This window comes from Actinocatenispora rupis (assembly GCF_016861975.1).
Taxonomy (GTDB): Bacteria; Actinomycetota; Actinomycetes; order Mycobacteriales; family Micromonosporaceae; genus Actinocatenispora; species Actinocatenispora rupis.
Genome location: NZ_BOMB01000008.1, coordinates 209,804 through 222,976, shown reverse-complemented (window position 1 = coordinate 222,976; position 13,173 = coordinate 209,804). Strand labels below are relative to the sequence as shown.

The window sequence follows — 13,173 nt, the reverse complement described above, 5'->3', positions numbered from 1 at the left end:
GATGCACGGCCCAGTGCCATGCCGCAAGAGCGCCCGACCCTTCGCCCTCGATCCGTTCGCCGCGCCGACTCCGCGCGGGGTCGGACCGCCGGCTGGTACGCGGACCGGCGTGGGCTGCCGCGTCCCGGTGACGTCGCCCGGGACCGACCGGGGTCCACCGAGGACGGTCCGTGGGCGGGCCGGGTGTCGGAAAGCGGTCAGTGGAGTACCTGGGGATTGGGGTGAAGGCGCAGGTCAGCGGTGCCGCGGGCGCTCTCGGGCGAGCTGTCCGGTTGTGCCGGCCGTGTATAGGTATCTGCAGACAAACGCGCGCTGTCGACCGTAAACGCAGGGAAACGTCCAGTTCTCTTGGAGACCCGATGACCGTCCCGATCCCCGTCGCGCCACCGGTTCCGCTGCATCCACGGCTGCGTGTGGTGCCGGCCCCCGACCCCGACCCGCCGTACGATCCGGAGCCGTACTGGGAGCGTCCGCGGTTGCGGGCCGTGCCGGAGCAGCTGCCGATCGAGTGGGCCGGCCGGTCCCGCCGCGGCCGGGCCGGCGCCGCGGGTCCGGCCGAGCCGCCGGGTGCGCGCCAGGCGGCGTGGCTGCTGGTCAACGCGTACCTGGAGGTGCTGCGCGGGCGGCGGCGTGCCGGCCAGCTCGCCGCGACCGCGGTCGGCGAGGGCGTCGAGCAGCTGCGCGTGGTGCACCCGCAGCCGGACCGCCACGTCACCCTGCGCCGGCTGTACGTGACGGGATCCGTGCCGGACAAGGCCGAGGTGGTCGTGACGCTCGACGAGGCTGGCCGGGTGTGGGCACTGACGATCCAGCTCGTCCGGCTGCCGTGCGGCTGGCGCTGCGCGTACTTCCGGATGGTGTGACGGTGCGCCGGTCAGGCCACCCGGGCGAACCGCCACGCCGCGATCAGGACGAACACGAGCGTGCAGCCGGCGGTCAGCGCGATCTCGTCGCCGACCGACATCGGGTGCCCGAACAGCACCAGCCCGACCAGCGATCCCTTGTCCGCCTTGACATCCGAGCCGATGAGCAGCCGGCGCGTCGCGTCCACCGGATAGCTGAACAGGTTGAACCGCGCGATCCCGGCGACCCAGGACGGCAGCCCGGCCAGCGGCACCAGCGCCCCCGACAACACCAACATCGGGTACGTCAACGCCTGCGTCACCGCGGTGAAGCTGTTCGGTTTCTGGATGAACGTCGCGAGGGCGACGCCGAGCGCGGTGACCTCGACCGCCATCAGCGCGGTGGTCGCCAGTACTTTGACGATCGTCGCCGGGCCGGGGAACAGGCCCATGATCGGCGCGCCGAAGAACAGCAGTACGGCCTGGATCGTGGAAATGCCGGCGCCACCGAGGATCGAGCCGATCACGATCGAGACGCGGCTCGCCGGCGACACCAGCATCTCGCGCAGGAAACCGTGTTCCCGGTCCTGCACGATCGTCACCGCGGACAGCAGCGCGCGGCCGAGCACGGTCATCGCGATGACGCCCGGGAAGACGAACTGCTCGAAGCTCGCCCCGCCGGTCGTCCGCACCAGCGTGCGCATCCCGTACCCGAAGATGAGCAGGAAGAAGAACGGCTGGACGAAGCTGGAGAGGATCTTCGCCTTCGACCGGAAGTACTTCTTGAACTCGCGGCGCACCACCATGCCGATGACGCGCAGTTCGAGGACGACGCGCGGGTCGCGGCGGTGACTGCCCTGCACCACGTCCCGGTCGTCGTCCGGCTCGGCCTCCACCCGCGGCTGCGGTACGCGGGGCTCCGGCGCGCGGGGTTGTGGTGCACGGGGCTCCGGTGTACGCGGCGCCGGCGGCGCAGACGTCGGCTGCGTGGGCGGCCCGGACGTCGGCGCGACCCCCGGGCGTGCCCGGCCGCGGGCCTCGGCGCGTTCGATCGCGCGCGTCGCCCGGTCGCCCCGGTCGCCGGCTGGATGCTGCATCTCGCGTTCGGCGGCGTCCCGTTCGGCGGCCTCGCGGGCGGCGCGTTCCTCCGCCCGCGTACGCGGACGCTCGTCCACACCACGCGCCGCTTCGCGCGCGGCACGCTCCTCCGCCCGGGTCCGCGGACGCTCGGGTGCCTCGGGTTCCGCGGCGTGCGACCGCGGCGCCGGCTCGACGGCGTGCGAACGCGGGGCGGGGTCCGCGGAGTGCGAACGCGGCGCCGGGCGCGGGGCCTCGATCGCGCGGGCCCGCGGGCGCGGCGAGGGCTCCCGGCGGGGCTCGGGCGCTTCGGCGGGCCTGGCGCCCCGGCGGGCCTCGGCCAGGGCGGCGCGGTCGGCGGCGCTCGGCCGTAGCCGCGCCGTACTCATCTCGGCGTCGTCGGGTTGCGTCGGTGCCGGCGCCGGCTCGATGGCCGCCGGGGAGCGCCCGAACAACGGGCGCCGGATGCTGGCGCCCGGCGACGAGCCGTTCCCGTCCTCACGAGTACGGGAGGAGTAGACGCCCGACGAGGGTGCGTCCGTCACGCCTTGGCCCGCCGTCGGTGCGCACCACCGGTACCCGACTCGGCCGCCTCGCGCGCCAGCGCCATCTCGGTGAAGTGCACGAACACGTCGTCGAGGCTGGGCCGCTGCACGGTGATCATCGTGGCGGGCACGTCGATCAGGCTGAGCAGCCGACCCACGCCGCGCTCCGCATCCGGTACGCAGCAGACGATGACCTCGCCCTCGGCCCAGGCCGGGATGTCGTGCGCGACGAGCTGCCGCAGCGCGATCGCGTTGTTGGTGGTACTGAGCCGGATCCGGTCCAGCCCCACGGCGGCCTTGAGCTTGCTGGGGGTGTCGATCGCGACGAGTTCGCCGGCGTTGACGATGGCGAGCCGGTCGACGTTCTCGACCTCGTCCATGTAGTGCGTGGTCATCAGGACGGTCAGGCCGTCCCGGTCACGCAGGTGCTTGATCTCCTGCCACAGCCGGGTACGCGTCGGCGGGTCGAGGCCGAGGCTCGGCTCGTCCAGGAAGAGGATCTTGGGCTTGTGCAGCAGCGCCCGGCAGATCTCCAGCCGCCGGGCCAGACCACCGGACAGCCGCGCGACCAGCGCCTTCTCGTGCCCTTCCAACCCAAGCAGCTTCATCGCGTACTCGATGCGCTCGGCGACCTGGTGCCGCGGCGTGCCGTACAGCGTGGCGTGGAAGCGGAGGTTCTCGACGACGGTGAGGCCGGCGTCGAGTGTCGACTCCTGGAAGACGAAGCCGATGTGGTGACGCACCTCGCGGGGCTCGCGGACCGTGTCGAACCCTGCGACCTTGGCCCTGCCCGCGCTCGGCACCATCAGCGTGCTGAGCATCTTCATCGTCGTCGACTTGCCGGCACCGTTCCGCCCGAGCAGCGCGAAGATCTCGTTCTGCTGTACGGCGAAGGTCAGGCCGTTCACCGCCCGGTGCCGGCCGTAGAACTTCACCAGGTCGGTCACCTCGATGGCCGGTGCGTTGCGCATGGGCGTCTTGCTCCCGTCCGTACGTCCCGGTCGGGTGAGGCGGTCATGGCACAGCCCAAGGCAGGGACCCGGGCTGTGCCATGACACCGCCACCCGGCCACCGCACCACGAGCGTGCCGGTCGAACCCGTACGGGTTGCTCGGCACGCTGCGGTTACGCGGTGGCGCTGTGCATCACACGGGGGGTGTGTATGCCTCAGAGGCTCACGGTGTTGTCGAGCACGGTCACGTCGGCGTGACCGCTGGTCAGGCTGTCGGTGCCAACACCGACGACCTCGTGGCCCGCAGCGCCGACGCCCACGTGGGCGCTCTGCGCGACCAGGTTCACGTCGCCACCGGCGTTGAGGCCGGCCGGGCCGTGCAGGCCGGCGGCCGAGGTGCCGGTCAGGTCCAGGCCGGCACCGCCGGTCAGCGGGCCCGCGTCGACGCCGGCCGAGCCGTGGGTGACGTTACCCAGGTTGTCCAGCGGCAGAATTCCACCAAGGCTCATCTGTGGGTACTCCTCTAATTGCGGTACGTATTCATGAATACGGGCGCCCGTCGGGCCAGTTTGCCGACCATGATCGGGGGCGTCAAGTCACGATGTGCGCTTTCTGGCCCGATTTGAGCGTGGCCGAGATGCGCGCCAATCGACGTTAGTAAGTGAATTGATGAATACGCATTGTAGTGAACACTGGTGGTACGGACGGCTCGGCGAAACCGGCGCGAGAACAACGCGTCAAGCGTCGGTCCCGCGCCGGCCGGCCGGAAATTGTACGAATCTGTCGGACCACTGGACGCCACGCGGCGCCCGGACTCAGCGCGGCGTCGCGCGGGTCAGCTCGGTGCCCGCCGGAAGGACCAGGAACACCCGCGGCGCGATCCGGTCCATGCCGCCGCGCAGCCCGAACACCAGACCCGAGGCGAAGTCGACGACCCGCTTGGCGCCGGCCTCGTCCATCCCGGACAGGTCCATCAGCACCGGGACACCCTCGCGGAACCGCTCGCCCACGGTCCGCGCCTGATGGAAGCTCGTGAGGTGGATCGTCGCGAGGCGCCGGTCCGGCACCGCGACGTCACTGGCGCTGGAGGACGTCGGCGCGATGTCCGTGGACTGCCGCTCCGCCGCGTCGTCGTACCGCTCGTCTGGGTCCAGCCCCAGCCAGGACCGTGACCTGTTCACCGCGGTCATCTCGGACACCTCCTCCCCACGTCGCTACCGCTGCGCGCTCCCACCTGCCGTTCGACCTGCGAGTTCCACAATGGAGTGTGGCATCGGCGGGCAACCGACCGCGAGTGCGTTATCCCCAAAGTGATCCCAGGCTAACCCAGAAGGACCGGCCAACCGGGTACGCCGCACCGAAGTCCACTCCACGGTGAGTGGATCTTTTCGCACGCTACAAGCCCGTCGGGTACGGAAAAGGGGTCGTGACGGTCATCCGACAGTGGCTGCGACCACTGCGGACGGACCGCCCGAACGGCGGATTGCACCTGCCGGAACGGCGAACCCGGACGTTCCGACGGCGGACCAACTGCGGCCGATCGGCGGGCCCCCACCGGCGCCGGGCACCCATAACGTACGGCGCATGTTGCGGTACCCACCGCAGTGCCGACGTACGTGAACCCGGGAGTTCGTGAATGACAGTCCGCACCGCCGCCGTGGCGGTCGCCGCCGCCGCGACCATGCTCGGCGTCGCCCTCACCGCCGCCGCGCCCGCCCAGGCCGCCGGCACCATCTCCTTCGGCCGCATCCAGTACGACTCGCCGGGGACCGACAACCGCAGCAACACCAGCCTGAACGCCGAGTGGGTGCACGTCCGCAACACGGGGCGTACCACGGTGACGTTGACCGGGTGGACGCTGCGGGACGCGTCGCGGCACGTGTACACGTTCGGCAGCTTCCGGCTCGGGCCGGGGAAGACCGTCACCGTGCACACCGGGCGCGGCACCAACACCAGCGCCAACCGGTACTGGGGCAGCCGGGCGTACATCTGGAACAACACCGGGGACACCGCGACGCTGAAGACCTCGCACGGTACGACGGTCGACACGTGCCGCTGGACCAGCCGCGGCTCCGGATACAAGAACTGCTGACGCACCACGGGGCGCCGGGCCGTACCGTCCACATCGGACAGTCGTACGGTCCGGCGCCCCGGCCGCCGGACCGGCACCGTACGCGCTGGTGGGTCGGTGCCAGGATGGCGATCATGACCACACCACCGGAACCCGCGGACGGCACCACGGCACGCCGGGAGCCGCCCGCGGAGCTCGTCGCCGAGATCGACGGCACGCTGATCGGCGACCCCGACGGGTACGTGCCGGGCGAAGCCGTCCGCGGCGTCTGGCGGGTCGGCGCCGACGGACGGCTCACCGGCGAGTTCGAGCCCAACCCGCGGTACGGGACGGTCCAGGACGACTTCACCGCGCTCACCGACGGCGGCCACTGGCTCGACTGGCTCGGCGACGACCCGGCCGCGGCGCTCCGGCAGTCCGTCGCCGAGATCCTCGACGAACAGGTACCGGGCGCGGCCGTACGGTGGATGAGGATCACCGAGGAGCCGCGCTACCTCACCGCCGGCCGGCGTCGACCCGAGGATCCCGACCGGATCGTCGTCACCCGCGCCGCGCTCGCCGCACCGTTCGCCGTCGGCGTCGACTCGCCCGACCGGTTCGACGTGCTGTGGGGCGTCCACAGCATCGCCGTCGCCGGCCTCGACCGGCCCGACGGCGCCACCAGTCGGGTCTGGTTCGACCTGTGGACCGACGCCGACACCGCCGAGGAACAGCTCCGCGAACGCATCACCACCCTCGATCCCTGACCGTACGCGAAGTCGGGCGGATGCGGCGCCGATCGCGGCTGCATGCGGCGTGTGCAAAGGGGGTACAACTAGGTCATGATCATCTCGCCAGCCGTCGAACGGCACGTCACTCTTGCTGTCACGATCGGTTTCGGCGCTGCCGCCATCGCGTCTGCCGTGGTGACTCTGCTGCTCTTCGTGGTGGCCTCGAACGAATGGCTGGGTCGGCTGCTCGCCATGCTCACCTTCCTGTTCGCCGCCTGCTGCCTCCGGGTGTTCGTACAGTGGCGCGCCCTTCGCCGCGGGACCGGCAAATACCATCTCTGTTAGGGCGACTAACGCCACGGCCGGAACGCCGGTCGGCCCAACCCCGGGGCCACCTTGGCTGTGTTGCCGGTGGTCGGCGTACGCGGCCGGTGCAGCAGCTCAGGAGCCGGCTTCACCTTCGGCCCTGTGCTGGGCGGCACCCGCGATCATGAGACCAGGCAGCGCGGTGAACCAGCCGGCGGCACAGAAGCCCACGCGGAAGTCGTACCGCAGCTGCCGTTCGTACTCGGTCCGGCCGATGACCGTGTCCGGTCGGTGTCCGTGGTGGCCGTCCACGACGCCAACTCCAAACCTGTTGATGCTCGGTGCGGTCAGCACGATCACCAGGAAGCACCCGAACGCGACGGCCAGGCCGGCCACCCGCAGTCGGGTCGGCACCGACCCGATCAGGTACGGCACCGACGAGCCCGGTAGTCCCCGACTGTGGAGGATCCCCAGGAACAGCGCGGTGAAGAAGCACGGGGCAGCGGTCACCACGGCCGGCAGGACCACCCACCCGCTGAACGGCGGCAGCCACGGCACGAAGGTCAGGCCCACCATGACCACGCAGTACGCGGAGCCGGCCGCGGCCACGGAACATCCAGCGCAGGAACACCGACCGATGATCTCGGGGGTCACGAGCAGCGACAATCGTCCGTTCAGTCGGCCCCCAGGCCCCGCCGACAGTGATGCCCCGGCCGGGTCGGGCCAGGGCATCACCGGGGACGTTCTGGACTGTCCTCTGTGGACTTGTGGGGCCGCCGCTGGGCCGTCCGGGCCGTCACCGGGCCGTCAAGCCAAGCCCGATGACGACCGTCGCCACCACTCGTCCCGCTGGAATCACTCGGGGAGCGGGCCGGCGCCGGGGGCGCCGTGGCACTTCTTGTACTTCTTGCCGGAGCCGCAGGGGCACGGGGCGTTGCGGGACGGGCCGGTGCCGACCTTCTGGCCCGGCGCGGTCTGCTTCTCGCCCGCGGAGATCCCCGACTTGGGGCCGACGCCGAGCGCCGCGGCGGACGAGCTGCGGCCGACCTCGACACCTCCGGCACCGGCCTCGCCGTCGATGACGGGCTGGGAGTACTGGAGGGTCTGCTGGGGACGGGAGTCGGCGCCGAGGCCCTTGGCGTGGATCTCGACGTGGCTGGCGCCGTCCGGGGCGGGTCCGGTGTCGCCGGCGGCGCGGCCGACCTGCGCGGCGAACTCCTCGGCGGTGAGTTCGGTGGTGGCGGCGGGGACGGCCTCGGCCGGCGCCTCGGACTCCTCCTCGACCTGGACCTCCAGGTTGAACAGGAAGCCGACCGCCTCCTCCTTGATGCCGTCGAGCATCTGCTGGAACATGTCGAAGCCCTCACGCTGGTACTCGACCAGCGGGTCGCGCTGGGCGTACGCGCGGAGGCCGACGCCTTCCTGCAGGTAGTCCATCTCGTACAGGTGCTCGCGCCACTTGCGGTCGATGACGGCGAGCAGCACCTGGCGCTCCAGCTCGCGCAGCGCGTCGGCGCCCAACTCCTCCTCGCGCCGCGCGTACGCCTCGTGGGCGTCCTGGCGGAGCTGCTCGGTGAGGAAGTCGGCGTCGAGCGCCTCCAGGCCGCCGGCCTCGTCCTCAAGGTCCTCGACCGTGACCGAGATCGGGTACATCTGCTTGAGCGCGGTCCACAGCTTGTCGAGGTCCCAGTCCTCCGCGTACCCCTCGGCGGTGGCACCCGTGACGTACGCCCCGATGACGTCGTCGATCATGTTGTCGACGTACTCGTGCAGGTCCTCGCCGTCGAGCACGCGCTTGCGCTCGGCGTAGATCACCTGGCGCTGCTTGTTCAGGACCTCGTCGTACTTCAGGACGTTCTTGCGGATCTCGGCGTTCTGCTGCTCGATCTGGGTCTGCGCGCTGCGGATCTGGCGGCTGACCATCTTGGACTCGATCGGCACGTCGTCCGGGATGTTGAGCCGCTCCATGACGGCCTCGACGGCGCCGGCGCGGAACCGGCGCATCAGCTCGTCCTGCAGCGACAGGTAGAACCGGGACTCGCCGGGGTCGCCCTGCCGGCCGGACCGGCCGCGGAGCTGGTTGTCGATGCGGCGGGACTCGTGCCGCTCGGTGCCCAGCACGTAGAGTCCGCCGGCCTCGACGACCTCGTCGGCCTCGGCGGCGCACTCCTTCTCCGCCTCCTCCAGGGCCCCCTCGTACGCGTCCTGGTAGCCCTCGGGGTCCTCCTCGGGCGTGATGCCCGCGTTGCGGAGCTTGGCCGCGGCGGTGAACTCGGGGTTGCCGCCGAGCAGGATGTCGGTACCGCGGCCGGCCATGTTGGTGGCGACGGTGACGGCGCCCTTGCGACCGGCCTGCGCGACGATCTCCGCCTCGCGCGCGTGGTACTTCGCGTTCAGTACCGAGTGCGGGATGCCGCGCTTGCGCAGCATGTCGGACAGCACCTCGGACTTCTCGACGCTGACCGTACCGACGAGCACGGGCTGGCCGGCCTCGTGCCGCTCGGCGATGTCCTCGACGACCGCCTCGAACTTCGCCGACTCGGTCTTGTAGATGACGTCCGCGCGGTCCTCGCGCACCATCGGCTTGTTCGTCGGGATGCTGGTGACCCCGATCTTGTACACCTTGTTGAACTCGGCGGCCTCGGTCTGCGCCGTACCGGTCATGCCGGCGAGCTTGTCGTACAGCCGGAAGTAGTTCTGCAGGGTGATCGTGGCGAGCGTCTGGTTCTCCTGCTTGATCTCGACGCCTTCCTTGGCCTCGATCGCCTGGTGCATGCCCTCGTTGTACCGCCGGCCGTGCAGGATGCGGCCGGTGAACTCGTCGACGATGAGGACCTCGCCGTCGCTGACGATGTAGTCCTTGTCGCGCTTGTACAGCTCCTTGGCCTTGATGGCGTTGTTCAGGAAGCCGACGAGCGGGGTGTTGACCGACTCGTACAGGTTGTCGATGCCGAGCTGGTCCTCGACCTTGTGCACGCCGGCCTCGGTGATGGCGACGGTGCGCTTCGACTCGTCCACCTCGTAGTCGCCGTCCGGCTCGGGACGGCTGCCGCCGAGCTGCGCGGACGGGCTGACCTCGCTGCTGCGCTTGAGCCGCCCGACCACCCGGGCGAACTCCGGGTACCAGCGGGCGGACTGCTCGGCCGGGCCGGAGATGATCAGCGGCGTCCGGGCCTCGTCGATGAGGATGGAGTCGACCTCGTCGACGATGGCGAAGTTGTGGCCGCGCTGCACCAGCTCGTCGGCCGACCAGGACATGTTGTCGCGCAGGTAGTCGAAGCCGAACTCGTTGTTCGTGCCGTACGTGATGTCGCACTCGTACGCCGCCTTGTGCTCGGCGGGCGTCATCTGCGGCAGCACCACGCCGACGGTCAGGCCCAGGAAGCGGTGCACCTGACCCATCCACTCGGCGTCGCGCTGGGCCAGGTAGTCGTTGACCGTGATGACGTGCACGCCCTTGCCGGACAGCGCGTTCAGGTACGCAGGGAGCGTGGAGACGAGCGTCTTGCCCTCGCCGGTCTTCATCTCGGCGATGTGCCCGAAGTGCAGCGCGGCGCCACCCATGAGCTGCACGTCGTAGTGCCGTTTGCCGAGCACCCGGCGGGCGGCCTCGCGGACCGTGGCGAACGCCTCCGGCAGCAGCTCGTCCAGGGTCTCGCCGTCCGCGTACCGCTCCTTGTACTCGTCGGTCAGCGCGCGCAGCTCGTCATCGGTCTTCTCGGTGTAGTCGTCCTCAAGCTCGTTGATGGCGGACGCGATCGCCTTGAGCCGACGCAGCATCCGGCCCTCGCCGGCGCGCAGCACTTTTTCCAGTACGGACACTTCTCAACGCTCCCTGGGGGCTGTTCTCCGGCGACCATCGTAGGCAGGGCGACGGCGCTCCGGCACACTCCTGCCGTCAGATCGTCACCCGAACATGACGTTGCTACCAGATCCGGACGTTCATCACGGAACAATCGGCCCGCGAGTCGTCGCGCGGAGCCGGCGGCACGCACCGTCACGGACGGACCAGTCGGGAGAGAATACCGCCCGCCACGAGGTACGCCGCGGCCGCGATCACCCAGTTCACGAGGCTCTGCCGGACCGGGTCGGCGTACGTGAACAGGTCACCGAACGGCCCGGCGAGCCACCCGTCCACGGACACGAGCGTACTGACCAGGACGTTGTGGCGGTTGGCGCCGAAACCGACCAGGACCGCCCCGAGCCCCAGCAGCAGCGCCACCACCAGCGCCGCCGTCATGATCCACTTCGCCGCGTACGCCCGGGCGACGGTCACCGCGCGCCCGGCGCGTACCGGCTGGGCTTCTCTGGCCTGTGTGTCGGGCATCGGCGCCTCCGTCCGTGGTCTTCGAGTCTGCCGTGCCCGGGTACTCCGGCGGAAGCGTCCGGGCCGAACCGCGCGTGCGTACCCGGGGTGAGTGCACACACCCGGACGGTGCCGCGGCGAAATCGGTTCCGGTGCGCCGGCGGGCGCGGCAGGATCCGCCCATGGACCCTGTCGACCTGGCCGGCGACGGCCTGCTGCTGCGCTGCTGGCGACCGACCGACGCGGACGCCGTGCTCGGCGCCTGCCAGGACCCGGAGATCGCGCGCTGGACGACCGTGCCCGTCCCGTACGGGAGGGGCGACGCGGAGGCGTTCGTGACGGGTGCGGCCGGGGCGTGGGCGGCGGGCACCGGCACCCCGTTCGGCGTGTTCGACGCGGACGGCGGGGAGCTGCTCGGCTCGACGGCGCTGCACCTCGAACCGGCCCGCCGCGGCGCCGACCTCGGGTACTGGACGGCGCCGTGGGCCCGCGGCCGGCGCGTCGCCGAACGGGCCGGGCGGCTGGCGGCGCGGTGGGGGTTCGACGCGCTCGGGCTGCGCCGGCTGGGCTGGCGCGCGGTGGTCGGCAACCACGCGTCCCGGCTGGTCGCGCTGCGGCTCGGGATGCGGATGGAGGGCGTCACCCGGGCCGGCCTCCGCCCGCACGGCGGGGAGGGCGATCCGGTCGACGGCTGGCTGGCCGGCATGCTGCCCGGCGAACTGCGCGACGCCGGCCCGGACGACGTACGGCTGGCCCGCGCCGCCCGACAGGCCCGCACGTACTCCGGCGCGCAGCCGACCGTCGACGCGGGCACCCTCGTACTGCGGGCGCTCGGGCCCGGCGACGTGCCGCACCTGGTGCGGACCTCGCGGGATCCGGAGACCGTCGCGAACACCGGCATTCCCGTGCCGTACCAGGAGTCGGACGCCGAGTTCTTCGTCCGGTACGCGGCGGACTGCTGGCGCGGCGGTACCGGGGTGGTGTTCGCGGCGGCGGCGCCGACCGGGCGGTTCCTCGGCACGTTCGAGCTGCGGCTGGACGGGTACCCGGCGCGGGTCGGCGAGGTCGGCTACTCGGTCGCGCCGTGGGCCCGCGGCCGCGGCGTCGCGACGACCGCGCTGCGCGCCCTGTGCGACTGGGCGTACGCGGCGCTCGCGCTGGACCGGGTCGAGTGGCGCGCGTTCGTGGCGAACCCGGCGTCCCGGCGCGTCGCGGAGAAGGCCGGCTTCACCGTCGAGGGCACCGAACGGGGACACCACCTGCAACGTGGCGTCCCCGTCGACACCTGGTACGGCGCGCGCCTGAGTACCGACTGACGGTCAGCCGCGGGCGTGCGGGGTGAGCCAGCGGAGCGCGTCGGGCCCCTTCGGCACGATGCCGGTCGGGTTGATCTTGTCGTGGGTCAGGTAGTAGTGGCGCTTGATGTGGTCGAAGTCGACCGTGTCGCCGAACCCGTGCGTCTGGTACAGGTCGCGGGCGTACGCCCAGAGGTTGATGAACTCGGTCAGCTTCTGCCGGTTGCACCGGAAGTGGTTGTGGTAGACCGCGTCGAACCGCACCAGCGTGGTGAACAGCCGCACGTCGGCCTCGGTGATCGCGTCGCCCATCAGGTACCGGCGGTCGGCGAGCCGGTCCTCCAGCACGTCGAGCCGGTCGAACAGCGCGTCGTAGGCGTCCTCGTACGCGCGCTGGCCGGTGGCGAAACCCGCCTTGTACACGCCGTTGTTGACGTCGGCGAAGATCTCCTGCATCAGCGGGTCCATCTCGGCCCGCAGCTTCTCCGGGTACAGGTCGGGCGCGCCCGGCGCGTGCAGGTCGACCCACTCGGTCGACAGGTCGAGCGACAGCTGCGGATAGTCGTTCGTGACGACCCGGCCGGTCTTCGTGTCCACCAGCGCCGGCACCGTCACCCGCCCCTGGTACTCGTCGTCGGTCGCCAGGTACGCCTCGGACAGGAAGCCGATGCCGAGCACCGGATCCCGGCCGCCCTCGTCGAGGGTGAAGCGCCAGCCCCGCTCGTCCCGGATCGGGTCGACGATGGCGAGCGAGATGGCGTCCTGGAGCCCGAGCAGCTCCCGGTCGATGACCGAACGATGCGCCCAAGGACACGCGAGGGACACGACCAGCCGGTAACGTCCGGGCTCGACCGGCCACCGGCCCTCGTCGTCCGGGCCCTCCCCGGGCGCGGACCGCGAGTCGCGGGTGACCCGGTCGGTGAAACGGTTCGGCTGGCGGACGAACTGGCCGCCCGACCCGGTCTCCCGACCGAACTGGGCGGCGTCCGCAGGTGAGGCGGAATGGACCTCGGCGGTACTCATACCGCCAGACTGCCGCACCACGGCGCGCCGCGCACCAGAAAAGTGGA

At 71.2% G+C, this 13,173-nt stretch carries 13 protein-coding genes; 5 read left to right on the top strand and 8 right to left on the bottom strand.

The features are described 5' to 3' along the window. The first annotated feature begins 359 nt into the window (after nt 1-359). Nucleotides 360-863: an Rv3235 family protein gene (locus Aru02nite_RS07650; RefSeq protein ID WP_203656008.1), complete on the top strand. Its 504-nt coding sequence runs from the start codon at nt 360-362 to the stop codon at nt 861-863. 11 nt (nt 864-874) lie between these two features. On the opposite strand, the gene Aru02nite_RS07645 is transcribed toward Aru02nite_RS07650, so the two are convergent. The 4 genes from Aru02nite_RS07645 to Aru02nite_RS07630 form a co-directional block, all read right to left on the bottom strand. Further along, nucleotides 875-2,464: an ABC transporter permease gene (locus Aru02nite_RS07645; protein ID WP_203656007.1), complete on the bottom strand. Its 1,590-nt coding sequence runs from the start codon at nt 2,462-2,464 to the stop codon at nt 875-877. Further along, nucleotides 2,461-3,435, bottom strand: a complete 975-nt coding sequence (locus Aru02nite_RS07640) for an ABC transporter ATP-binding protein (RefSeq protein ID WP_203656006.1) — start codon at nt 3,433-3,435, stop codon at nt 2,461-2,463. Before Aru02nite_RS07640 ends, Aru02nite_RS07645 begins: the two co-directional genes overlap by 4 nt. A gap of 195 nt (nt 3,436-3,630) precedes the next feature. After that, nucleotides 3,631-3,924, bottom strand: coding sequence for a hypothetical protein (locus Aru02nite_RS07635; RefSeq protein WP_203656005.1), 294 nt, complete (start codon nt 3,922-3,924; stop codon nt 3,631-3,633). Nucleotides 3,925-4,230: 306 nt separating this feature from the next. After that, nucleotides 4,231-4,605, bottom strand: a complete 375-nt coding sequence (locus tag Aru02nite_RS07630; protein WP_203656004.1) for a cell division protein SepF — start codon at nt 4,603-4,605, stop codon at nt 4,231-4,233. 446 nt (nt 4,606-5,051) lie between these two features. Between Aru02nite_RS07630 and Aru02nite_RS07625 the strand changes: the two genes are divergently transcribed. The 3 genes from Aru02nite_RS07625 (at nt 5,052) to Aru02nite_RS07615 (ending at nt 6,541) form a co-directional block, all read left to right on the top strand. Next, nucleotides 5,052-5,507, top strand: a complete 456-nt coding sequence (locus Aru02nite_RS07625) for a lamin tail domain-containing protein (RefSeq protein ID WP_203656002.1) — start codon at nt 5,052-5,054, stop codon at nt 5,505-5,507. Nucleotides 5,508-5,620: 113 nt separating this feature from the next. After that, on the top strand, nt 5,621-6,232 hold the full coding sequence (locus tag Aru02nite_RS07620; RefSeq protein ID WP_203656000.1) for a hypothetical protein: 612 nt from the start codon (nt 5,621-5,623) through the stop codon (nt 6,230-6,232). A 75-nt stretch (nt 6,233-6,307) separates the two neighbouring features. Next, the gene (locus Aru02nite_RS07615) at nt 6,308-6,541 is read left to right on the top strand and encodes a hypothetical protein (RefSeq protein ID WP_203655998.1); all 234 of its coding nucleotides are present in this window, start codon (nt 6,308-6,310) and stop codon (nt 6,539-6,541) included. Between the two features lie 96 nt (nt 6,542-6,637). Here the strand turns inward: Aru02nite_RS07615 and Aru02nite_RS07610 are convergent, their stop codons facing one another. The 3 genes from Aru02nite_RS07610 to Aru02nite_RS07600 all read right to left on the bottom strand — a co-directional run bounded on the left by Aru02nite_RS07610 (nt 6,638) and on the right by Aru02nite_RS07600 (nt 10,829). Continuing rightward, nucleotides 6,638-7,078: a hypothetical protein gene (locus Aru02nite_RS07610; RefSeq protein WP_203655997.1), complete on the bottom strand. Its 441-nt coding sequence runs from the start codon at nt 7,076-7,078 to the stop codon at nt 6,638-6,640. A 279-nt stretch (nt 7,079-7,357) separates the two neighbouring features. Then, nucleotides 7,358-10,324 (bottom strand): preprotein translocase subunit SecA, encoded by a 2,967-nt coding sequence (gene secA / locus Aru02nite_RS07605; protein ID WP_203655996.1) that lies wholly within the window; start codon nt 10,322-10,324, stop codon nt 7,358-7,360. A gap of 175 nt (nt 10,325-10,499) precedes the next feature. Beyond that, the gene (locus Aru02nite_RS07600) at nt 10,500-10,829 is read right to left on the bottom strand and encodes a hypothetical protein (RefSeq protein WP_203655992.1); all 330 of its coding nucleotides are present in this window, start codon (nt 10,827-10,829) and stop codon (nt 10,500-10,502) included. Nucleotides 10,830-10,990: 161 nt separating this feature from the next. Here Aru02nite_RS07600 and Aru02nite_RS07595 point away from each other — a divergent pair, with 161 nt between their 5' ends. Then, nucleotides 10,991-12,124 (top strand): GNAT family N-acetyltransferase, encoded by a 1,134-nt coding sequence (locus Aru02nite_RS07595; protein WP_203655990.1) that lies wholly within the window; start codon nt 10,991-10,993, stop codon nt 12,122-12,124. A 3-nt stretch (nt 12,125-12,127) separates the two neighbouring features. Here the strand turns inward: Aru02nite_RS07595 and Aru02nite_RS07590 are convergent, their stop codons facing one another. Next, entirely contained in the window at nt 12,128-13,126 is a 999-nt protein-coding gene (locus tag Aru02nite_RS07590; RefSeq protein WP_203655987.1) for a glutathione S-transferase family protein, read from the bottom strand. Nucleotides 13,127-13,173 lie beyond the last annotated feature (47 nt).